Origin of the sequence: Ketobacter sp. GenoA1 (assembly GCF_003671475.1) — a bacterium.
GTDB lineage: Bacteria > Pseudomonadota > Gammaproteobacteria > Pseudomonadales > Ketobacteraceae > Ketobacter.
The window spans coordinates 200,853-223,099 of the sequence record NZ_RCHM01000023.1 but is presented as its reverse complement, the minus strand read 5'-3'; the positions used below and the strand labels follow the sequence as shown (position 1 = coordinate 223,099).

General features: G+C 54.9%; 19 protein-coding genes. 13 read left to right on the top strand and 6 right to left on the bottom strand.

Annotated elements, in window-relative coordinates; all coding sequences use genetic code 11:
- Positions 1-168 precede the first annotated feature (168 nt).
- Both D9N13_RS09480 and D9N13_RS09475 read right to left on the bottom strand, forming a co-directional pair.
- A complete protein-coding gene (locus D9N13_RS09480) occupies positions 169-1,686 on the bottom strand; it encodes a fumarate hydratase (protein ID WP_290588628.1) in 1,518 nt (505 codons plus the stop codon).
- 44 nt (positions 1,687-1,730) lie between these two features.
- A complete protein-coding gene (locus D9N13_RS09475; protein ID WP_290588625.1) occupies positions 1,731-2,699 on the bottom strand; it encodes an alpha/beta fold hydrolase in 969 nt (322 codons plus the stop codon).
- 262 nt (positions 2,700-2,961) lie between these two features.
- Here D9N13_RS09475 and D9N13_RS09470 point away from each other — a divergent pair, with 262 nt between their 5' ends.
- Complete coding sequence (locus D9N13_RS09470; RefSeq protein ID WP_290588622.1) at positions 2,962-4,503, top strand: hypothetical protein; 1,542 nt, start codon at positions 2,962-2,964, stop codon at positions 4,501-4,503.
- Here D9N13_RS09470 and D9N13_RS09465 read toward each other — a convergent pair.
- Entirely contained in the window at positions 4,490-5,734 is a 1,245-nt protein-coding gene (locus D9N13_RS09465) for a YihY family inner membrane protein (protein ID WP_290588619.1), read from the bottom strand. The genes D9N13_RS09470 and D9N13_RS09465 overlap by 14 nt on opposite strands.
- Before the next feature lie 107 nt (positions 5,735-5,841).
- On the opposite strand from D9N13_RS09465, the gene arsC reads away from it, so the two are divergent.
- The 12 genes from arsC (at position 5,842) to D9N13_RS09405 (ending at position 17,237) form a co-directional block, all read left to right on the top strand.
- Positions 5,842-6,186, top strand: coding sequence for an arsenate reductase (glutaredoxin) (gene arsC / locus D9N13_RS09460; protein ID WP_290588617.1), 345 nt, complete (start codon positions 5,842-5,844; stop codon positions 6,184-6,186).
- Positions 6,183-6,785, top strand: coding sequence for an NAD(P)H:quinone oxidoreductase (gene wrbA / locus D9N13_RS09455; RefSeq protein WP_290588614.1), 603 nt, complete (start codon positions 6,183-6,185; stop codon positions 6,783-6,785). The genes arsC and wrbA overlap by 4 nt, the downstream gene beginning before the upstream one ends.
- The gene (locus D9N13_RS09450; protein ID WP_290588610.1) at positions 6,782-7,153 is read left to right on the top strand and encodes a DUF2069 domain-containing protein; all 372 of its coding nucleotides are present in this window, start codon (positions 6,782-6,784) and stop codon (positions 7,151-7,153) included. The genes wrbA and D9N13_RS09450 overlap by 4 nt, the downstream gene beginning before the upstream one ends.
- Positions 7,154-7,158: 5 nt before the next feature.
- Positions 7,159-7,839, top strand: coding sequence for an RDD family protein (locus D9N13_RS09445; protein ID WP_290588607.1), 681 nt, complete (start codon positions 7,159-7,161; stop codon positions 7,837-7,839).
- Complete coding sequence (locus tag D9N13_RS09440) at positions 7,836-8,813, top strand: stage II sporulation protein M (RefSeq protein WP_290588604.1); 978 nt, start codon at positions 7,836-7,838, stop codon at positions 8,811-8,813. The genes D9N13_RS09445 and D9N13_RS09440 overlap by 4 nt, the downstream gene beginning before the upstream one ends.
- Positions 8,800-10,320, top strand: a complete 1,521-nt coding sequence (locus tag D9N13_RS09435) for a DUF4129 domain-containing protein (protein WP_290588602.1) — start codon at positions 8,800-8,802, stop codon at positions 10,318-10,320. The genes D9N13_RS09440 and D9N13_RS09435 overlap by 14 nt, the downstream gene beginning before the upstream one ends.
- Entirely contained in the window at positions 10,317-11,567 is a 1,251-nt protein-coding gene (locus tag D9N13_RS09430; RefSeq protein ID WP_290588597.1) for a DUF4350 domain-containing protein, read from the top strand. The genes D9N13_RS09435 and D9N13_RS09430 overlap by 4 nt, the downstream gene beginning before the upstream one ends.
- Entirely contained in the window at positions 11,564-12,544 is a 981-nt protein-coding gene (locus tag D9N13_RS09425; protein ID WP_290588595.1) for an AAA family ATPase, read from the top strand. The genes D9N13_RS09430 and D9N13_RS09425 overlap by 4 nt, the downstream gene beginning before the upstream one ends.
- 11 nt (positions 12,545-12,555) lie before the next feature.
- Positions 12,556-13,899 (top strand): DUF58 domain-containing protein, encoded by a 1,344-nt coding sequence (locus D9N13_RS09420; RefSeq protein WP_290588593.1) that lies wholly within the window; start codon positions 12,556-12,558, stop codon positions 13,897-13,899.
- 129 nt (positions 13,900-14,028) lie between these two features.
- Entirely contained in the window at positions 14,029-14,958 is a 930-nt protein-coding gene (locus tag D9N13_RS09415) for a hypothetical protein (protein ID WP_290588590.1), read from the top strand.
- Between the two features lie 15 nt (positions 14,959-14,973).
- On the top strand, positions 14,974-15,855 hold the full coding sequence (locus D9N13_RS09410) for a DUF3365 domain-containing protein (RefSeq protein WP_290588587.1): 882 nt from the start codon (positions 14,974-14,976) through the stop codon (positions 15,853-15,855).
- Between the two features lie 2 nt (positions 15,856-15,857).
- Positions 15,858-17,237, top strand: coding sequence for a serine/threonine-protein kinase (locus D9N13_RS09405; RefSeq protein WP_290588585.1), 1,380 nt, complete (start codon positions 15,858-15,860; stop codon positions 17,235-17,237).
- Positions 17,238-17,281: 44 nt separating this feature from the next.
- Here the strand turns inward: D9N13_RS09405 and D9N13_RS09400 are convergent, their stop codons facing one another.
- From D9N13_RS09400 to glgB, 3 genes are read right to left on the bottom strand one after another with little or no spacing between them, the layout of a single operon-like run.
- Positions 17,282-18,283 carry a carbohydrate kinase family protein gene (locus D9N13_RS09400; RefSeq protein WP_290588582.1) on the bottom strand — a complete coding sequence of 334 codons (1,002 nt, stop codon included), beginning with the start codon at positions 18,281-18,283 and terminating at the stop codon, positions 17,282-17,284.
- A gap of 3 nt (positions 18,284-18,286) precedes the next feature.
- Positions 18,287-19,729 carry a glycogen synthase GlgA gene (gene glgA / locus D9N13_RS09395; RefSeq protein ID WP_290588579.1) on the bottom strand — a complete coding sequence of 481 codons (1,443 nt, stop codon included), beginning with the start codon at positions 19,727-19,729 and terminating at the stop codon, positions 18,287-18,289.
- A gap of 34 nt (positions 19,730-19,763) precedes the next feature.
- The gene (gene glgB / locus D9N13_RS09390) at positions 19,764-21,965 is read right to left on the bottom strand and encodes a 1,4-alpha-glucan branching protein GlgB (RefSeq protein ID WP_290588576.1); all 2,202 of its coding nucleotides are present in this window, start codon (positions 21,963-21,965) and stop codon (positions 19,764-19,766) included.
- Between the last annotated feature and the right edge of the window lie 282 nt (positions 21,966-22,247).

Genomic DNA, 22,247 nt, shown 5'->3' with positions numbered 1-22,247 from the left:
GTGCTCCTTCAGATTCGCCCATGAATTTATCGCTATTTTTCTTCAGTATAGACGCTTTCACCACCGCGCAACGACGGTATACAAATATACAAACCAAATTACGTTAGCCTCAAACCCAACAAAAAAACCCGCACCAAGGCGGGGTTTTTTGTTGGGTACCTATTCCAATTAGGCCGATTCGACGGGGATTTTCCCGATTTTGGCCTGCCAGATTTTGGGGGCAGTATTGTGCACTGAGGTGCCCGCTGAATCCACGGCCACGGTCACCGGCATGTCTTCCACCACGAATTCATGGATCGCTTCCATGCCCAGTTCCTCAAACGCCACCACACGGGATTTGCGAATGGCTTTGGATACCAGATACGCAGCTCCCCCCACGGCCATCAGATAAACCGCCTTGTGATCCTTGATGGCCTGTATGGCCACGGGTCCGCGTTCGGCTTTGCCCACCATACCCAGCAGACCGGTTTTCGCCAGCATGGTTTCGGTGAACTTGTCCATGCGGGTGGACGTGGTCGGGCCAGCCGGGCCCACCACTTCATCACGCACCGGGTCAACGGGCCCCACGTAGTATATGAACTTGCCCTTGAAATCCACCGGCAGTGCTTCACCTTTATCAATCATGTCCACCATGCGTTTATGGGCAGCATCACGGCCAGTCAACAAGGTGCCGGACAACAGCAAAGTATCCCCTGGCTGCCAGGTCTGCACTTCTTCGGGAGTCACCGTATCCAGGTTGACGCGCTTGGCACCGTCACCTCCACCACTGGCGATTTCCGGCCAGTCCTCCAGCTTGGGTGCTGGCAGATCCGCCACCCCGCTGCCGTCCAAGACAAAGTGGGCATGCCGGGTGGCCGCGCAATTGGGTATCATGGCCACCGGTAAAGAGGCTGCATGGGTGGGATAATCCTTGATTTTGATGTCCACCACGGTGGTCAGACCACCCAGTCCCTGGGCGCCAATGCCCAACGCATTGACCTTGTCATAGAGTTCCAGACGTAACTCTTCAATGCGGTTATTGGGGCCGCGCTTCATCAATTCATGGATATCAATGGGATCCATCAGTGATTCTTTCGCCAACACCATGGCTTTTTCGGCGGTACCGCCGATCCCCAGCCCCAACATACCCGGAGGGCACCAGCCCGCCCCCATGGTAGGCACGGTTTTCAGCACCCAGTCCACAATGCTGTCACTGGGGTTGAGCATGACCATTTTGGATTTGTTTTCGGAGCCGCCACCTTTGGCGGCAATGTGTACGTCAACCGTATCACCTGCCACAATCTCGTAATGGATCACCGCCGGGGTATTATCCTTGGTATTTTTGCGGGCACCGGCGGGATCGGCCAGGATGGAGGCACGCAGAACGTTATCCGGATTGTTGTAGGCCTGGCGAACACCTTCATTGACCATATCGGTCACGCTCATCTCCGCATCCCACTGCACGTTCATGCCCACTTTCAGGAATACGGTCACGATACCGGTGTCCTGACAAATGGGCCGATGCCCTTCAGCACACATGCGGGAATTAATCAGGATCTGCGCCATGGCATCTTTGGCAGCAGGGGATTCTTCTGCTTCGTATGCCGCGTTGACAGCCTTAATAAAATCGGCTGGATGGTAATAGGAAATGTACTGCAGGCTGTCTGCAATACTCTGAATAAAATCGTCCTGGCGAATCACGGCCATGGCCCACTCCTCTCTGGCGTCGCTACGAATAAAACCGCCGCATTCTACCCCAATTGGCGCGCCAATTCATCCGCTAGCTTTTTCGCACCCTTGGGGTGCAATTCAAGGAAACTCAACAACTTAGCATGCAACAGCTGGGGCTTTTCCAAATGACAGAAATGCCCAGCCCCCATCAAGCGATACAACTCGACGCCGGCCATGAAATCATTCTCATTCATGGCCAACTCAAATAACCGGGTGTCCATGCAACCATCTTTGGCACCACTGATCATCAGGCAGGGAACCTGGTAAGGCAACTTCAATGCCCGCCGGCCTTTTTGATGCTGGGCGGTGAACACCCGCCCCAAACAACGGTAGTAAGCGAGCGCCGCGGCTCTTACCCTTTTATCCCCCAGCGTATCCAGCACCGGCCGGATCAGCTCCTCAGGCGCATTCCAGCCCGGTGACCAGTTCCGCCACAACAGACGCACAAAGGCCCCGTCTTTTGCCAGCAGGATCTGTTCCGGCAACAATGGAATCTGGAAAAACCCCATATACCAGGACTTCAGCACCTGCGACGGACAGCGCATCAGCGCCTCGCCAAAGCGTTTCAAGGGTGGAATAGCAATACTGGTCATGCTGAAAAAGCGGTGTGGATACATGGCCGCCGCCAACCAGGCGGTGACCGCCCCCCAGTCATGGCCGATCAGGTGCACCGACTCTTCCCCCATGTGATCGACCCAATCCACCACATCCTGCGCCAGATCTGTCACGTAATAGCGACCGTGCACATCCACACTGGAGGCTTCATAGCCGGGCATAATGGGTACCAGTACCCGGTACCCTGCATTCACCAGGGCCGGAACCATGAGATGAAACGTGTTAGGCGTATCCGGAAAACCATGGAGGCAGACCACCAGCGGGCCTGAACCATCCCAGTAGTAGGCACTGAATGTTCTTTTTTCACAGATTTTATTCAGGATCTGGGGTTTAATTCCCTTCACCGGCGCCAGCAGCGTTGCGGTCATAGGCATGAAACAAATCGCCTGTCCATTGGGTGGTAGATGGGTAGCCAAACAGACTGGCCCTATTGGGAAGCCAGGTTGACTAAAACCATTATCAGTGACGGCTTACAATATCACCAGTAAAAATCACTTTCCCAGACATTGACATTGTGCAAAAATTAATCGCTCAATATGACGATTCAGTCACGGCCATTTGTTGTGAGGCATCACAGCCCGGACATTTGACCGGATTATATCCAGGGATCTTTCACACCAGGAAGGGCATTACCCGATGAATGGGCCACTCAAAGTACCGACAACCGAACGCACCCAGCATATGCTGCTGGATGCGGACAACCGTCGGCTGACCCAGGAAATCCAGAACCTGCCCTATGTGGACATCCCATCGGCCCTGAGCCTGGCCTTCCGTCGGTTGCACACATTTAACCGTTTTGCCATGACACCCGCCAAACGATTGCAGATTGTCAGCCCGTTCCATTACGCCTTTATCCGTTTTCTGGACTACTACCGCAATCAGCTCAGCGGCAGTCTGTTTGCCAAAGAGGTGAACTCCAACGAGCTGGACAATCTGCTGGAATTCATTCAGGAGCTGGGGTTCGCCTATAAGCATATAATTCGCGATGCGCTGGCCCGCCAGAAACGCCCTGCCGGATTCGCCACCGTGCTGTACATGGCGATGCTCTATCAGTATTACCATGGCCTGTTCTCTTATAACCGGGGCCGTATGCTGAAACGCTCGCACTGGCAGGAGTTCCACTATTTGTATTTTCTGGCCTGTGAACTGCAGCAGGAAGACAAGCCCGTCACCTGCCCCGATGGCAGCGAAGGCAGTGTGTCACATCTTTATAAGCAGTCTTTGCTTTTGGGCCTGGCCTCCCCCTATGCCATGGGTGCGGAAGACCAGTGGCGCACCTGCGATTACACCGCCAGATTCGCCGGTTTGCTGGAACTGGTGGAACCGGATTCCATCAGCCAGCTCAGCGAATGCTATTTTGTCGCCCCCACCTGCCTGCAGCCGGCCTATATCCCCGGCAGTCTCCCGGAAACCGTGACCACAGCCCGAATTCTCGATCTTTCGCGCCTGATGGATACCGTATTCAGGCACCTCTCCGCCATTAAGGCCGGCGAATCCCTGCGCTTGACCGGCCTCCACAACATGCAACGCAAGCAGGCATTGGATTTGCTCACCATGCTGTCAGAACGCTGGTTCCGCAACCCCCAGCGCAATAGTGAACGTCATGTGATTGATGAGCAAATCGGCCTGGTATGGGGGCTGGAAAATATCTGCGCGATGCTGGACCCAACCCAACGCCGTATGGACATGCTGCAGAACCGGAATGCCGGCAGTGACAAACGTGCCTGGTCACGGGGCAGCGATGAAAGCACAAGCGGATTGCGGGTAAAACTCAGCGGTGATCCCACCCGCTTCCCGGAAGCAGGTCAGGTGGTGGCCATGATCCGCCAGCGCAGCGGCAGAAAAATACTGGAAGTAGGAGTGGTGCGCTGGGCCGCCATCTCCCGTGATGACGCTCCGGAATGCGGAATCGAGCGGTTACGGGGCTCGGTCAGGAAAGTCACCATCCAGCAGCAAAGCGATCAGGCCACTGAACGTAACGGCCTGTTGATATTGCTGCGCAACAAAAGTGGCTTGATCACCACCCGCCTGGTGGCACCGAGCAGCGCCATAAGCATGAATTCTGAAATCCACCTGATTGCAGTGGGGCACCACGAGCCGGCCCACGCGGATGTACGCCAGCTATTACAACGCTCGCGCAACATTGAAGTATTCGACGTGCAGGTTATCGAGCCTTAGTGTCACTATCAAACAGCTCAGACAGCGGAATATCCCATTCTTCCAGACACTTATCAAAGGTGCTCTGGTAAAGCTCACTCACTCTGCCCTGCCAGCCCTCTTTGCTCTGTAAATCCAGCTTCACGGTTTCGCCAAAACAATCACGAAAGAGTTGCGCCAGGGTGTATTTGTGCAGATCCCGGGTTAACGAGATTTCCCCTTCACCATTACGATGTATCAGGGGAATGCTGATCAACGTGTCCGTGTAAAACTCCCATTCACGACTGGAGATCCAGGGCATCTTCTGCAGCAGAATCACCTCATCCATCAATTCACCGCGCCCCTGCAACCGATACAGGGTTTCCAATATGGCCAACAGGTTGCCCATGGAGGACGTGGACTTCTGTTTATTGACCTTGAAATTGGTCATCGCCTGCACAAATTCTGCACCCAGCAACATAATATTCCAGGACACCAAAACCCAAATCAGAAAAATCGGCACCGCGGCAAACGCACCGTACACCAGTTGGTAGGTGGGAAACATACTGACAAACAGCGTCATACCGCGCCGCGCCAGGTCAAACATCACCGCTGCCAGCAAGCCACCGAGCAAACCATGGCGAATGGGGACTTTGGTATTGGGAATGGCGATATAAGCCAAAGAAAACGCCAGGCCACTCATCAGAATCGGCAGCAGGGCCAGCACAAACTGCTGGGTGCCGGCCAACGGCACCATATCGTAAACCATCTTGAGGGAGGCAAGATAAGAAGATATGGCGAACGCTCCACCCATCATCACCGGCCCCAGGCTGAGCAACGCCCAGTACAACAGAAAACCGTTAACTCCCTTGCGGATTTCAGTGACGTGCCAGATGGTGTTGAATGAATTTTCAATCTTGCGCAACATCAACACCGAGGTCACAAACAGCATGACCACACCGATGCTGGTGAGGTTGGCCGCCTGCCGGGCAAAACCATGGAGATGATCCTGCAACTGAGATCCGGTGGCCGGGACAAAATGCTCAAACATAAAGTTCTGCATTTTCATTTCCATACCCTTGAGTTCCGGAATCAGGGCCAGTATGGAAAACACCACCGTCATCATGGGCACAACCGCAAACAGCGAAGTGAACGCCAGATAAAAGGCGGAACGGGGATTCTCATGCTGCATATAGGATTTGCCCACATACACCACAAAGGCCACCGGGGGTAACTTGCTAAAGCGCCGCCATGCCTGCATTAACTCGTTCAAATCAACTCCTCACCGAAGCGGGTGATTAACGGACCATTACTCTATACAATAGCCCATCAGAAACCGTTATAAAGACAAGCATATCACACACCACTGACCACAATCCTATGACCAAGATTTATCACAACCCACGTTGCTCCAAATCCAGGGAAACCCTGCAGCTACTGCAGGATAAAGGCATTGAGCCGGAAATCATTCTGTACCTGGACACACCACCGGATGCCAAAACACTGCAAGCGCTGCTGAAAAAGCTGGGCAAAAAGCCCCGTGAACTGATGCGTACCAAAGAAGCCGAGTACAAAGCCCAGGGCCTGAATAACCCGGACCTGTCCGACGCCGAACTGATTGCTGCCATGATCGCCACACCCAAACTCATTGAGCGGCCCATCGTGGTGAACGGCAGCAAAGCTGCCCTGGGGCGCCTACCGGAACAAGTGCTGGAAATTCTGTGAGCAGCCGCATCCTGGTACTGTATTACAGCCGCTACGGCAATACCCGCACCATGGCCAGACTGGTGGCACGGGGAGTGGAACAGCACTCTGGTGCCGAAGCCATCGTGCGCACGGTTCCCCCGGTCTCACCGGATACCGAAGCCAGCCAACCGGCCATTCCCGATCAGGGTGACATCTATGCAGAGCTGGATGACCTGGCCAACTGCGACGGCCTCATCTTGGGATCACCAACCCGTTTCGGCAACATGGCAGCCCCTTTGAAATATTTTCTCGACGGCACCAGTTCGCTGTGGATGAAAGGTGCGTTGGTGAATAAACCCGCTGCGGCGTTCACCTCCACCAGCAGCCTCCATGGCGGACAGGAGTCCACTCTGTTGAGCATGATGCTGCCGTTGCTGCACCATGGCATGGTGTTTGCCGGCATCCCCTATAGCGAAGCGGGGCTCACTAAAACCAGAGCGGGCGGCACCCCGTACGGTGCCAGCCACTGGGCGGGCGCCAACAGTGGTCAACCGCTGGATGAACATGAATCCGCTCTGTGTCAGGCACTGGGTTTGCGGGTTGCCCTGCTGGCCAGCAAATTGAAGGGATCGCCATGACCGATATCCTCCGCACTAAAGCAGAACGTTGCCGCACCCTGACCCTGACCCTGCTGGGCGCATTGATCGTGCTGCTGGTACTCTGGCGCACCCTGCTGATTCCGGCCGAGCATTTCATTACCATTATCGCCATTCACATCATACCGCTGGCGTTGTTCATCCCCGGCATCCTGGCACGCAAGCCCAAGGTGTTCATCTGGTTTTGCTTCGTTATTTTGCTCTACTTTTGTCAAGGTGTTATGAGCAGTTTCGCATTACCTTCTATACTGGGGATTGTGGGGTTGCTGGAGACCATACTGACCATTGGGGTGTTCTGCGCAGCGATGATGGCCGCCCGCTATTACGCGCGCCTGGAAAATATTAGTTAGGTTACATGCTGGATACATACCGGAAACTGGAAACACCGGAAAACATCGATCTTGATATTCACATCGCCGGGCCGCTGGTGCGCATTCTTGCATTCACCATTGATACCCTGATACGTACTGGTGTGCAGATCGCATTATTGATTGTGCTGGCACTGCTGGGAAAGGTTGGCCTGGCCCTGTGGCTGATCATCACCTTTGTGCTGGAATGGTTCTACCCTGTGCTTTTTGAAGTGCTCAACCAGGGCCAGACACCGGGCAAGAAGGCCATGAACATTGCGGTGGTCAATGACGACAGCACACCGGTAAGCTGGTCTGCCTCAATTGTACGCAACTTTCTGCGGATCGTAGACTTTCTGCCCATGGGGTATATTACCGGTTTGATCAGCATGATCCTGAATCAGGATTTCAAGCGCATTGGGGATCTGGCAGCGGGTACCGTGGTGGTTTATCGGGATCAGTACAAGCCCGCGCCCAAATGGCCGGATAGCCGCAGCGCTCCGCCGCCGGTGGCACTCAATTTAAAACAACAACGGGCCATGCTCTCCTTTGTGGAGCGGCAAAGCACCCTCACCCGGGAACGACAACAGGAACTGGCCAATCACCTGCAGCCGGTGTTTCAACACCAGAACCAGGAGGCGGTAGATTACATTGTCCGCATTGCCACCTGGCTGAGAGGCGGACGATGAAGCAGGAATTGTTTGAAACCCACTATCAGGACAGATGGCAGGCTTTCGAAGCCAGCCTCAGCGCGCTGGAATCCCGTAAACGCAACCACAAAGCAGCGGATGTATCCGCTTTTGCCGAACAGTACCGGCAGGTGTGCCATCATCTGGCCCTGGCGCAGGAGCGCCAGTACAGCCCCTATCTGATTGATCGCCTGAATCAGCTGGCCCTGCGGGGCCATCAACAACTGTATCAAAGCCACACCAACATTGTTTACAACATGGTGTACTTCATTCTGCTGGGGTTTCCCGCGGCAGTACGCCGTGAGTTCACCTTCGTTGCCATCGCCAGCCTGTTATTTTTTGGCTCATTGCTGATGATGGCAACCCTCACCTATTTCGAACCCAGCCTGGTGTACAGCGTGTATCCGGAAGGCGCGGTGCGGGATTTTACCGAGATGTATGATCCCGCCAGCAAACATCGCACAGAGTCGACGCGTACCACCGCTGATGATTTTGCCATGTTCGGGTTCTACATCAAGAACAACATCGGCATCGGCTTCCAGACCTTTGCCAGTGGTTTTCTGCTGGGAGCAGGCGCTATTTTTAATCTGCTGTTCAATGGCATTGCCATCGGGGCGGTCATGGGATATCTCACCGAACTGGGCTACACCGATACGTTTTTCCCTTTTGTGGTGGGCCACGGCGCCTTCGAGCTGACCGGCATCGCCATCGCAGGTGCCGCCGGATTGAAACTGGGCTACGGTTTGCTGTGCCCCGGGCGCCTGAGCCGCAAGCAATCCCTGATTCAGGCTGCCAGAGCCGCCATGCCCTTGGTCTATGGGGTTTTCTTTATGCTGTTGATCGCAGCCTTTGTCGAAGCGTTCTGGTCATCCAGCAGTTATCTGTCCAATACCGCGAAATACACAGCCGGGGCCTGCTTCTGGTTGTTGGTACTGTCTTACTTTGGTCTGGGGGCTCGCCATGAACCTAAGTAAAATCAGTGTCCAGGTGCGGCCCCGCAATCCCTATGAAGCCATTGATCTGGGCTTTGTTATGGCTCGCCGCTGGTTCATCCCGCTGGTTTTATTGTGGCTGATACCCGCACTGCCGGTGATGGTGGTGAGCTATCTGATTTTTATGGATCAACCATTATGGGCACTGCTGTTGGTATGGTGGTTGAAGCCGCTGTTTGAATCCATTCAGCTGCGTTACATCTCGGAAAAACTGTTCGATGACCATGTGCACTGGCGCCACACGCTGCGCCACGGCCGCAGCGTTGCCCTGCATCAATGGTTCGCCAAACTGATCACCCAGCGCCTGGCCTTTTCACGCTCGTTCAACATGCCCGTGGGCGAGCTGGAACAACTGACCGGTAAACGTCGGCAGCAACGGCTCGACACGCTGCACCGGGGTGCCGGGTCGTCAGGCCTGTGGCTCACCTTCGCCGGTCACAGCATCGAAAGCATTCTGGTGTTTGCCGTATTCAGCACAGCCTGGATGTTCATTCCCATGGAAATGGACATCGATTTTGAATTCAGCATGCTGTTGTCCAGCCCTTTGCTGTTTCCCACCATCACCCTTGCCGGCTTCGTTGCCATGACTCTGGTGGCCCCCTTCTATGTCTGCGGTGGCTTCATGCTGTACATCAACCGACGCACCTGGCTGGAAGCCTGGGATATTGAACTGACCTTTCGCCAGTTGAGCAGTGATTACGTGAAACCGGGAAAATCACTGGCCATGGCTGTACTGCTGCTGACTGCTTTGGGCAGCCTGACGGCGCTGCCGACACCGGCCCGGGCGGAACTGGACCGGGCGCAAACCCAACAGAAGATCATTGAAATTCTTGAGGGCGATGCCTTTCACGAAATCAAAGAAGAACAACGCTGGCGCTGGATCGACAAGCCCGCAGCGGAAGAGCCGGAGGAAGACGGCGGCTGGTTGGCCCGATTCGGCAAGTGGATCGTGAAACAGCTGGAAGGATTCAACGGCGCTGAGGATGCCGGGTCTTTGGTGACCTGGATCATCAACGGCCTGGAGATCGTGCTATGGGGTCTGGTGATTGCCGTTTTGGCCTACCTGGTGTATCGCTTTCGCCACATCCGAGCCCCGGACGTTGCCTTCGATAACCGCACCCAAGCCCCACCTCCCAGTCATTTATTTGGTTTGGAACTCAGTCAGGATTCGCTGCCGGATGACATCATCAGCGCCGCCCAAACCCTGTGGCAACAACAACAGTTCCGCGCGGCGCTGAGCCTGCTGTACCGGGCAGCCCTCACCTACCTGGTACACGAACGTCACCTGCCATTGAACAGCAGTCACACCGAACAGGAGTGCCTGCGGCTGTGCCTGCAGCATGAGCCTCAACACCGCGGTGAGTTTTTTCAAAGCCTGACCCAGCACTGGGTGGCGCTGGCTTATGCACACCAACCCTTGAGTGAGCAGGATTTCAACGCACTCTGCGCAGCCTGGCCCCGCTTTGACCAGCAGGAGCCGGTTGCATGAATCGGCGCAGCATCCTCCTTATCGCGGTTTGCCTGCTGATCCTTGCCGGTGGTGGCTACTGGCTATCCACCAAGCTGGAACGCTACACTCATCAATGGGATTCCGGCCCGGAACTGGACGTGTCATTCAACCCCTGGCACGCAGCGCAAACCCTGCTGGAAACCCAGAACAAGGAGTCTCATCGCTCCTTCAATTTGCATCCGGTGTTTGAACGCTTACAGCCCTACGATGGGCTGGTACTGCATAATGCCAGCACCGTTTCCAACCCAGCCACCCGCGAACGCTTGGAGAATTGGGTCCACGACGGGGGCCACCTGATCATTACCGCCCTGGAGGAATGGGATTTTGAACAGGAATTCGCTGACCCGTTTCTTGACGACTACGGTGTACGGCTTTATCACTTGGAAGAGGACGACACAGACGCAGAAGAGGTCGCGATACCGGAAGCACTGTTCGATTCCGAAACTGAAACTGAAACTGAAACTGAAACTGAAACTGACGCTCAGGATGAAAGCGAAGCCGCAGCGGCGCAAACCTGCGCTTTCACCAATTACGATAACCTGTTCGACGTGAAGTGGAACGGCGAGTGGCTGCAGGTGGAATCCTACGGCTTCTACTCACTGGATGACGAATACGGCGAGGCGGAACACACCGGCAACACCTGGCCCAACGCGGTTTTACAGTACCGGGTCGGCGCCGGCAAACTGACTGTATTGATGGATACCTCCATCTGGCATAACGACCGTATCGGTGATTACGATCACGCCTATTTTCTCTGGCAGCTGGTGAAGGCTGACGACACCATCTGGTTCGTCAGCAGCAATGAAAGCGAAAACCTGCTGGATAAACTCTGGCGTACCGCACCATACCTGTTGATTGGGATCGGCAGCCTGCTCATTCTTTGGGGCTGGCGACGCTGGGTGCGTTTCGGGCCCCTGCAGCCTGATCCCGGCAATGAACATCGCCAGCTGCTGGAACACATCGAGGCCGCAACCCGCTTTGACTGGAACCACCACCGGGCAGGCAACATGGTGGAGAGTCTGCGCAACGACATCAAGACGCTGCTGATGCAGCATCATAACCTGAATTTTGACCAGGAGCAGGCCCGCTGTTGCGAACTGATCGCACACCACAGCCAACTGGACTCCCATCAGATCCAGTTGGCTATGTCAGCCCCCTCACCGGAACGGGAACACCCCTGGACGGAATTGATTGCTCAATTACAAACCATAAGGAATGCATTATGACGGAGCCAACCGAGGCCCTCTCTCTGAATGAGGCGATCCAACTGGTACAACGCATGCGGCAACAGATCGCCCGTGTGGTGGTGGGCCAGCAACAGGTCATTGACCAGGTACTCATCGCCATGCTGGCCTCGGGCCATGTACTGGTGGAAGGGGTACCCGGGTTGGGTAAAACCCTGTTGGTGAAATCCCTCGCCAAATGCTTTCAGGGCCAGTTTGGCCGCATTCAGTTCACCCCGGACCTGATGCCGGCGGATGTAACCGGCCATGCCCTGTACGATATGAAAAGCGAGCAATTCAAGATTCGCAAAGGTCCGGCGTTCTGCAACCTGCTGCTGGCCGACGAGATTAACCGGGCCCCGGCCAAAACCCAGGCTGCACTTCTGGAGGTGATGCAGGAAAAACAGATCACCATTGAAGGCAAAGCATTTCCGGCGTTCACGCCGTTTATGGTGCTGGCCACTCAAAACCCCATCGAACAGGAAGGCACCTATCCGTTACCGGAAGCCGAACTGGATCGATTCATGCTGAAGGTATTGATCGACTACCCCAGCGAAGGGGAGGAACAGGATCTGGTAAAACAGGTTACCACCGGGCAGGTGCAGGATACGTTGAGCGTGGCCGCCATCGAGTCAGTGGTGAGCGCAGCGGACATTCCCAGGCTGCAACACATCACCGCCCATATTCAGGTGGACGATGCTGTGTTCGACTATGCGGTACGCATTGCCCGCAGTTCCCGCCAGTGGCACAGCTTTGCCCATGGAGCCGGGCCGCGGGCCAGTATTGCACTGATCAGAGCAGCACGCGCCAATGCCCTGCTGGAGGGGCGCGAATTCGTAACCCCGGATGATGTGAAATCCATGGCGCTGCCGGTCATGCGCCACCGGGTGGCGCTCACCGCTGAAATGGAAATTGAGGGCCTGAAAACCGATCAGGCACTGCAGCAGTTGCTGCAGGAAGTCGAAGCCCCCAGGCTGTAACGGGATTATTGATGAGACCCACCAAACGTCTGTTCTGGTTTGCCATTGGTTGGACCTTGCTGGGCCTGGCCGCCGCGCTGAATAACTGGCTGCCCGGGCCATGGAGCCAGCCCGACTGGCAGCCGCAACTGGAGAAAATCTGGCAGATCAGCAGCGCCACCCTGGTCTTTCTGCTGCTGTTTGATGGCATCATGGTGCGCCGTACGCCGCTGCCCACCGTGCGCAGAGCCCACAGTGAATCCCTGGCACTGGGAGTATGGTCCAAGGTGGAGCTGCAGATTCTGCACCGCTATCGCCGCCCAATTCCGATCGAGATCCATGATCATTACCCCGCGGATTTTGAAGCGGAACACCCTCATCAACACTGCACTCTGCAACCCCATCGCGGCACTGAAATTCAGTACCGGGTACGGGCCCGACAGCGGGGCAACCGCCACTTTGGACGGACCGATCTGCTGCTGCGTTCCAGCCTGGGCTTCTGGCAACGGCGGGTCCTGGTAGGCGACGGCAGCCTGGTCAAAGTGTTTCCTAATTTTGCTGCAGTGTCCAACTACGCCATGATGTCCATGGAGCAGCAATCGTCCCAACTGGGCATTCGTTTACAGCAGCGACGGGGTGAAGGCATGGAGTTCCAGCAACTGCGGGAATTCCGCCAGGGAGACAGCCTGCGCCAGATTGACTGGAATGCCACCGCCCGGCGGCACAAACTGATCTCCAAGGAATATCAGGACGAGAAAGATCAGCAAATCCTGTTTCTGGTGGACTGTGGACGCCGCATGCGCTCCAAAGACGGGGATCACAGCCATCTGGATCATGCATTGAATGCGATGCTGTTGATGAGTTATGCCGCGCTCAAACAAGGGGATGCCGTTGGCCTGCTCAGTTTTGGCGGCGATGAGCGCTGGCTGAAACCCGTCAAAGGCATCGCCAACCTGTCGAAGATTCTCAATTGTGTCTACGATGTGGATGCCAGTACCCGTGCCAGCGATTACAACACCGCGATCCGGGGCCTGATGACCCGCCACCAGAAACGGGCCCTGGTGGTACTGCTTTCCAACATCCGCGATGAAAACGTCGACGATCTGCAGCCCGCCCTGACGCTGTTGCAGAAAAAACATTTGGTGATGGTTGCCAATCTGGAGGAACCCGAGCTGCATGAGCTGCTGGAAAAGCCCATTCACCAGTTTCGGGATGCCCTGCTGTATACCGGAACCAAGCTGTATCTGGAACGCCGCCAGGCCATTACCCAGTCGTTCAATCATTCCGGTATACACACCGTCAACAGCACCCCACAGACAATGCCCGTGGCCCTGATCAACAAATACTTTGAGGTAAAGCGGGAAGGATTACTGTAAATCCGGGGATTGTTGGATATCGCGGGCAGGATCTGTGCATTATTACGTTTTACAAATGTGCGCCGATTGTCCACTATATATCAATAATAAGATTTCTCATCAGCACCCATTTTCACCGGATCAGACACCATGAACCTGGCACCAAAGCCCGTCGTTTACGCGATATCTTTATCCCTGCTATGCGCTTCCAGCCTGTTATCCGGCTGCGCCGGTAAACAACCTGCGGTATCTCACCCTGACCAAAGCATCCCCACGGCAGCCACCGAGCCGGCAGGGCAATCTGATTCCGGCACCCGGGCTACACCAGGCCAACAGGAAACATCAAGCCAACGGAATGAGCCAAAGGCGATTCCATTTGAAGAGGTGCTCAAACGCGACCAGGAAGCAGCCGCCCGCAAACCGGCACAACGGACCCAATCAGCCAAACCGGCACAACCCACACAACCAACAGAGCAGAAGATCGATACGACGCTGCGCTCCAAGGTGAGAACCAATCCCCCTTTACGCCCCGCATCTGACTCGCCGGCGGAAACGCAACCGCAGCAAAAAGCGTTGGATGCTGCGCAAGACACTCCGCCGCCTGCTGCCACTGAACAGAAGATAACGGCCATTCAATTTGCCCTGGATCAGCTTCCTATCACCATACAAAACACCTGGATCCTGAGTGGCCACCAGAATCATTGCAGCCTGAAAACCGTTGCGGTCACCATGGACGATGGCGCCGGTAAAACCCCGCTGTATCTGGAACTCACCAACAGCGCCTGGATGATTCAGACCAAATCCGATATTGACAGTACCTACCCGGACACCGGACTTTTCCTCAGCAACGGCCCCCACATCCCGTTGGAATCCGTGGTAAAAGACACTAAAATCGCCATCACCAAGCAAAAACAGCAACTTACCGATGCCTTGAAAACTGCCGAGAGCGTCCGGGTTGCATTGGGATTCTGGCCCACCTGGCCGGTTACCGAGACCCGGTCCCAAACCATACCGGTTGCTCATTTCCCCCAGGCCTATGCTGCCTGGGAGACCTGCAACCAACGCATTACCGCACGTTAGGCCACGGAGCAACCCATGGGATTACGCTTAAAGTTCAACCTTGTTCTTTTCACCACGACCCTCATCGGCCTGCTGGTATCCGGCTTTGTCAGTCATCGAATTCTGCAGGACAATGCGCGGGAGGAAGTGTTGGACATGGCCAGGATCATGATGGAAAGCGCCATCGCCGTCAGGGCGTACACCGTCAACGAAGTAAAGCCCTTGCTGAAAATCCAACAGCGCCGCAGCTTTATTCCACAAACCGTGCCGGCCTACGCGGCAGCCCAGTACATCAAGACACTGCAGGAATCCCATGAGGATTACAGTTACAAGGAAGCTACGCTGAATCCCACCAACCCGGCTAACCGGGCCACTGAATGGGAAGCGGATATTGTGAACTGGTTCCGCAATCACGCCAACGAGAAAGAACTGATCGGTGAGCGGGAAACCCCCACCGGACCGCAGCTCTACCTGAGCCGGCCTATCACCATAACCAACCCCGGCTGCCTCGCCTGCCACAGCACACCGGCCGAAGCGCCCCAGACCCTGATCGATACCTATGGTTCCAGCAACGGCTTCGGCTGGAAGCTGAACGAGACCATCGGCGCCCAGGTGGTGTCCGTTCCCATGTCCCTGCCGCTGGCCCGGGCTGACCAGACCTTCCTCACCTTTATGGGTGCCCTGATTGGCATCTTTGTCATCATCGCCATCATTCTCAACCTGCTGCTACACTTTATAGTGATCAAGCCCGTTCAGGCCATGTCCAGCAAGGCAGACGAGATCAGCCTGGGCAATCTCAACGTTGAGGAATTAGCGGTTAAAGGTAAGGATGAAATATCGTCCCTGGGCCGCTCTTTCAATCGCATGCACCGCAGCCTGAGCAACGCGGTACAGATGCTGGATGAAACCATTGATTAACCATGAGCAGTCGTCATTTGCCTCCACAACGCATCGCAAAATATGATATTGAGCGCATTTTAGGTAGCGGCGCCATGGGCGTCGTCTACAAAGCCTGTGACAGCCAGATCGAACGCACGGTAGCCATTAAGGTATTGCATGAGCACCTGCGAAAGGGCGATCAGGGAGCCGAGCTGGAGGTGCGTTTCCTGCAGGAGGCGAAGGCGGCGGCCCGTTGCCTGCACCCCAACATTGTCACCATTTTCGATTTTGGCAGTGACGGCGAACCCTACATTGTCATGGAGTTTGTGGAAGGCATAGAACTGAAGGCACACCTGAAGAGTGATACCTTTATTTCACTGGCCTCCGCCACCGACATCTGCATCCAGGTGCTGGAAGCCTTGGGGCACGCCCACGAAAAAGGCATTGTGCACCGGGATATCAAGCCGGCCAACATCATCCTGCTGGAAAACGGTAATGTTAAGGTGTCGGATTTCGGGGTAGCCCGGCTGGATACCTCGGATCTTACCAGCACCGGTTTTATGGTGGGCACCCCCAACTACATGTCCCCGGAAGGCCTGCAAGGTAAACCGGCGGATGCGCGGTCAGATCTGTACAGCGTGGGTGTCCTGTTTTTTGAGCTGCTGACCAAGGAACGCCCTTCCCGTGAAATGACACTGGATCAGAATCTGGAGGCGTTGAATGGGGCGCGCCACCTGTCCGGGCAAAGCATCCGTTCCATCAAACCCATTTTGCGCCGCGCTCTGCAGCTTGATCCCAAACAACGCTTTCAGACCAGCGCCCAATTCATCGAGCAGTTGAAATCCATTGATGATATGGACCTGACCCAGGCCACCACCGCTCATTTCCCCCGACCGGCGAACTATGAAGCCAGACCCCCGGTGGAGACCAACGCCCTCTCCTCGTCCCAGTGGAGTGATGACCTGCTGGCGTCACTGGAACATTCCCTTGCCCGCTATGTGGGCCCTATGGCAAAACTGCTGGTACGCAAGAACAGCCGCTCCGCCTCCAGCCTGGATCAACTGATGGCAAACCTTACCCGCCATATTCCCAACGAGGATGAACGCAGTCAGTTTATGCAGTCCGTGGAAAAAAGCGGAATTTCACAGGTGGAACCGCTGTCTGCATCCGTCAGCGGTGCTCAGGCACGATCCACCAGCCAGGCGGACCAACCCACCCAGATGGCGTCGGCCATCACCGAATCGCAGCAGCAGCAAATCACCGACATGCTGGCGTTTCATGTGGGCCCCCTGGCCAGCCGTCTGGTGAAAAAGATGAGTAAACAGCACCCTGCGCTCTCCGACCTGGTGGAAGCCCTGGCACGGCACATCCCCGACCACAATGAACGCAATCAATTTCTGGCCAAGGCCAGCAAACTGTAACCGGTATCAGCGGCGGCTCAGCATGAGCCCTGCCCCATCCAGACTTACCCCGGTTCCCCGGCGTCCAGTTCTTCCGTTTCTATCTTGCGCTGGAAGGATTGTGCCTGTTGATACAATTCTTCCCGGGACAACAGCTTTTCCTTTGCCCCCTGATGGATCAACACCGACTCGGCGTTAGTCATTCCCAAATGAATAGCCTGCTCTATCGGTTCATCCAGCAGGCAGGCCGCCGTAAAGGTGGAGGCAAAGGCATCACCGGCACCGGTGGTTTCCAGAACCTCAAGGCCTTCTCTGGGCCAGGCGCGATAATAGTGTTTACGATCATACACGTGCACCCCCTCGCTGCCATCGGTGATGACCAATATCCTGGGGGGCAATTGCGCCATACGCTGCAGTAAGGTTTTGGCCGCTGGATGCTCCTGATACACAAGCCCTAAAAATTTGCAGGCTTCTTCCAGATTCATCACCAGGATTTCCACTTTTTGCAGTAATGGCTGCAGTGCTTTGTAACCCAGTTCCGCCTGGTAGTTACTGGGGTTGAAGGCAACCCGATAATCATGTTCCGCCAACAGGGAAACGATGGTGTCAAAACTTTCCCCCAGCATACTGGCCAAGTAAACCCACCGGGTTTCAAATGGCTTGATCTCGTGCAGGTGCAAATTATTGTTGCACCCCTTGAATGCCAGAATGGTGCGATCATTGGCAAAGCTGTTCAGGATAACCGACAGGCCGGTGGTTCCCTCACGGGGGCCAATGAAATCGATGTGTTCCTGTTGCAGGGTTCGAATAACAAAATCCCCGTTGCCATCCGCCCCCACTTTGCCCAGATAAGCTGTTTTCAGCCCCAACCTGGAGAATGTGACCGCGCAATTGGTACCGCCGCCACCCACTGCCAGATTCAACGACTTCACCAGAATTTTACTGCCCAGTGGAAAGGCGATGAGCTTCTCCTGCATGGTCGGGGTTTCGATCCGGATCAGTTCCGAATCCGTATCGGCAAATTGGTCTACGGTGGCGCTGCCGATGGCAACAACGTCGTACTCCATTCCCTACTCCTGCTCGTATAGTTCAAGATAGGCTTGCGCACTGTGCTGCCAGTCAAAGCGTTGATCCATTGCCTGCTGTTGCAGCTTGCGCCAGGTTTTTTGCTTGCGGTATAGGGCAATGGCGCGGCGCACGGTCTCGGTGAAGGCGCGGGCACTGGGCTCTTCAAAACAGAATCCGGTGGCGGAGCCCTGCTCCAGGGCATCCTCGCTGGCATCAATCACCGTATCCGCCAGGCCCCCGGTACGCCTTACAATTGGCAGACTACCATAGCGCAGACTGTAAATCTGATTCAATCCGCAGGGTTCATAGCGTGACGGCATCGCAAACAGATCGCAACCGGCTTCTATACCATGGGCCAGAGATTCGTCATAACCGATGGTCACCGAGATCACTTTGGAGTTGGCCTGGGCCAAGGCCTGTAGCTGCCGCTCGTATTGCTGTGTTCCGGCACCCAGCACAACCCACTGCACTTTTTCACCCAGCGTGGCTTCCATGGCACTCACAATCCAATCCAGCCCTTTTTGCTCAACCAGACGACTCACCAGACCGATAAGCGGAGTGGATTTACTCAGGCGCAGCCCCGTATTGCGCTGGATCTCCAGCTTGTTGTTGATTTTTTCCTGCAGCGAGTGTTGATCATAATGAAATCGAATGTACGGATCAGTGGCCGGATTCCACGCGTCATAATCCACCCCATTCAGAATACCCACCACCTTGTGTCGGTGATGCTGCAGCAGCCCACCCATACCACAGGCAAGGGGCTCATGCATGATTTCACAAGCATAAGTGGGGCTGACGGTGGTCACCCAATCAGCGTAAACAATACCGGCTTTAAGAAATGAGAAGTTGCCATAGAACTCCAGTGAGTCCAGATGCCACCATTCATCAGGCAGTTTCAGATAGTCAAATGTGCCGCGATCAAACAGCCCCTGATAGGCCAGATTATGAATGGTGAAAACCGACCTGACGGGAAGCGCCAGGCGCTGTAAAAACGCAGGAATCAGCCCGGTTTGCCAGTCGTTGCAGTGCACAACATCAAAACGCTGTGGAATCTCTGCCGCCCCACCCTTAAGCAAACAGACCACGGCCCGGCAATATTGCGCAAAACGGTCACCGTTATCATACCAGCCCTCGCCGGGGCCGCTTTCATAGGGCCCTCCGTCCCGGTCGTACAGAGAATCTGATTCCACCAGATACAGGGGCAATCCCAATGCACTGTGTCCATAGTAAGATAACAGCACATCATCCCTTAAGAACTCATCGGCCAGTGCATAGCGCCGATCCGGTCTGCCCAGCTTGTGTTTTACCGAGCGATAGCCCGGCAGAATCAAGGCCACCTGATGGCCCATCTCCTGCAAGGCCCGCGGCAGGGAATAGGACACATCCCCCAACCCTCCGGTTTTAATCAGGGGAAACGCCTCACTGGTGGCAAACAGAATATTCATGGAAAGGCCGATCCATTCTTAATGCAGTGTGTGATTAGCTGGCAAGGCTCAATACTATTCCAGCCAACGGTGGCAAGGTAATTGAAATACTATAGGCCTGGTTCATATACGGTATATCATCAGCGGGTATTTCAATACCATTGGATACGTTACTGCCGCCGTAGAAAACCGAATCTGAATTGAACCGTTCCTGATACAACCCCAACTGCGGTACGCCGATGCGATAATGCTCCCGCACCACCGGGGTGAAATTCAGAATCACAATCACATAATCATCCCCACTCTTGCGCAGGTAGCTGATGACCGACTGTGAACTGTCATGGCAGTCAATCCATTCAAAGCCCCGATCCTCAAAATCAAATCGATGCAATGCCGCAATTCCCTGGTACAGCGCATTCAAATCGCGAACAACGGCCTGTACCCCACGCTGCCATTGATTTTCCAGCACATGCCAATCCAATGCCCGATCATGGCACCATTCCCGCCCCTGCCCAAACTCGCCCCCCATAAACAGCAGTTTCTTGCCCGGGTGTGTGAACATATAGGTGAACAGCAGCCGCAGATTGGCGAACTGTTGCCAGCCATCGCCCGGCATCTTCTCCAACAACGAGCGTTTGCCGTGCACCACCTCATCGTGTGACAACGGCAAGACAAAGTTCTCTGAAAATGCATACAACAGACTAAACGTGAGATGCTCATGATGATAAGTGCGGTGGATTGGATCAAGACTGATATAACGCAGGGTATCGTTCATCCAGCCCATGTTCCATTTCATACTGAATCCCAGTCCACCCAGATACACCGGTCGCGAGACCTGTGGCCAGGCGGTGGATTCCTCGGCCATCATCAGTACGCCGGGGAACTGCTGATGGACTTTTTCGTTGAGACGTCGAATAAAATGAATCGCGTCCAGATTCTCGTTACCACCGTATTGGTTCGGTGACCACTGGCCGGGCTCCCGTGAATAATCCAGGTACAACATGGAGGCGACGGCGTCCACCCGCAAACCATCAATGTGGAATTCCTCCAGCCAGAAACAGGCGCTGGAAAACAAAAAATTCCTGACCTCGTTACGGCCGTAATTAAAAATCAACGTACCCCAGTCCTTGTGCTCTCCCCGCTGCGGATCGTCGTGCTCGTAGAGACAGGAGCCATCAAACCGGGCCAGTCCATGGGCATCCTTGGGAAAGTGTGCCGGCACCCAGTCGAGGATCACGCCTATGCCGTTACAATGACAATGATCCACGAAATATTTGAAATCGTTAATAGCGCCGAATCGACTGGTGGGGGCAAAAAACCCGGTTACCTGATAGCCCCACGAGCCATCGTAGGGAAACTCCGTAATCGGCAACAGTTCAATGTGGGTAAACCCCATGGCTTTAACATAGCTCACCAGTTGCCGGGCAAGTTCACGGTAATCGAGAAAATCCCCGTTCTCCTGCCGTCGCCAGGATCCCAAATGCACCTCATAGATTGAATGGGGGTTGTGTAGCCAATCCGCTTTGGCTCGTTTCTGCAACCATAAATCATCCTGCCATTGGTACACTTCAGGGTCACAATAACGGCTGGCTGAATTGGGCCTTACTTCAAAAAACCTGGCGTAGGGGTCGGATTTGATCACCACCGCGCCGGATTGCCGGTTACGAATTTCGAATTTATACAACGCTCCGGCTTCAAACCCGGGAATGAACAATTCCCAAACACCACTGTGTCCCCGGCTGCGCATGGGGTGCATGCGCCCGTCCCAATGATTAAAGTCGCCGACAACGCTGACTCGTTCCGCATTGGGCGCCCACACCACAAAACGGGTGCCGGTAATGTCATCCACTTGCCAGCGCCGGGCACCCAACACATGATGGGCATCAAAACATTCCTGTTGATGGAACTGATGCAGCCATTGTTCCGGCAGTTGGGGCCAAAACGTATAAGGATCGATGAACCGGGTTTCTGTATTGCCGATTCGCTCCATCATAAGTGGATGCTTACCCCAACGGTCCGCGCCCCCTTCAATGGTGAACAGCCCGGACTCCCCTATCTGCTTCAATTGAGTGCATTGGCCATCGTGCGTGATCCAAACCGAATCAGCATGGGGCCGAAAAACCGTGAGCGCGGCGGAGTTGCCTTCACCGTGCATTCCCAATACGACAAATGGATCATGATGACGCGCATTTAGAATACGCCGGACATCCTGCTGCCGACTGCTGGAAAGGGAGGATTGGGGCAGATTCAGTGTCATAAGAACAATGGATTCCTTGATTCCTATATAGCGAGCCTTGTGCGGGATAGCGGACCTTGTGCGGACGCCGCACACAAAACATCCGATCAGCCCTGCCGGCAAAGGAAGAAACAATAACATCAAACTTCCTATACCGTTATATAACCGATTGTTATTTTGAATTCATCCGGTTTGGTTCTAGTTTCAGAGAATCACTCATTGACTGACAGCACCATTGATTTGGATCAGTTAATGCATGGGGCAATGTAGCATGCTTGTCATGTAAGATGTCCATTATCGTCA

Coding starts and splice junctions, on each gene's coding strand:
- arsC (WP_290588617.1), top strand. CDS start 5,842: ATGACCAAGATTTATCACAACCCACGTTGCTCCAAATCCAGGGAAACC.
- D9N13_RS09415 (WP_290588590.1), top strand. CDS start 14,029: ATGAACCTGGCACCAAAGCCCGTCGTTTACGCGATATCTTTATCCCTG.
- D9N13_RS09440 (WP_290588604.1), top strand. CDS start 7,836: ATGAAGCAGGAATTGTTTGAAACCCACTATCAGGACAGATGGCAGGCT.
- D9N13_RS09435 (WP_290588602.1), top strand. CDS start 8,800: ATGAACCTAAGTAAAATCAGTGTCCAGGTGCGGCCCCGCAATCCCTAT.
- D9N13_RS09405 (WP_290588585.1), top strand. CDS start 15,858: ATGAGCAGTCGTCATTTGCCTCCACAACGCATCGCAAAATATGATATT.
- glgA (WP_290588579.1), bottom strand. CDS start 19,729: ATGAATATTCTGTTTGCCACCAGTGAGGCGTTTCCCCTGATTAAAACC.
- glgB (WP_290588576.1), bottom strand. CDS start 21,965: ATGACACTGAATCTGCCCCAATCCTCCCTTTCCAGCAGTCGGCAGCAG.
- D9N13_RS09445 (WP_290588607.1), top strand. CDS start 7,159: ATGCTGGATACATACCGGAAACTGGAAACACCGGAAAACATCGATCTT.
- D9N13_RS09400 (WP_290588582.1), bottom strand. CDS start 18,283: ATGGAGTACGACGTTGTTGCCATCGGCAGCGCCACCGTAGACCAATTT.
- D9N13_RS09470 (WP_290588622.1), top strand. CDS start 2,962: ATGAATGGGCCACTCAAAGTACCGACAACCGAACGCACCCAGCATATG.
- D9N13_RS09425 (WP_290588595.1), top strand. CDS start 11,564: ATGACGGAGCCAACCGAGGCCCTCTCTCTGAATGAGGCGATCCAACTG.
- D9N13_RS09420 (WP_290588593.1), top strand. CDS start 12,556: ATGAGACCCACCAAACGTCTGTTCTGGTTTGCCATTGGTTGGACCTTG.
- D9N13_RS09410 (WP_290588587.1), top strand. CDS start 14,974: ATGGGATTACGCTTAAAGTTCAACCTTGTTCTTTTCACCACGACCCTC.
- D9N13_RS09480 (WP_290588628.1), bottom strand. CDS start 1,686: ATGGCCGTGATTCGCCAGGACGATTTTATTCAGAGTATTGCAGACAGC.
- D9N13_RS09475 (WP_290588625.1), bottom strand. CDS start 2,699: ATGCCTATGACCGCAACGCTGCTGGCGCCGGTGAAGGGAATTAAACCC.
- D9N13_RS09430 (WP_290588597.1), top strand. CDS start 10,317: ATGAATCGGCGCAGCATCCTCCTTATCGCGGTTTGCCTGCTGATCCTT.
- D9N13_RS09450 (WP_290588610.1), top strand. CDS start 6,782: ATGACCGATATCCTCCGCACTAAAGCAGAACGTTGCCGCACCCTGACC.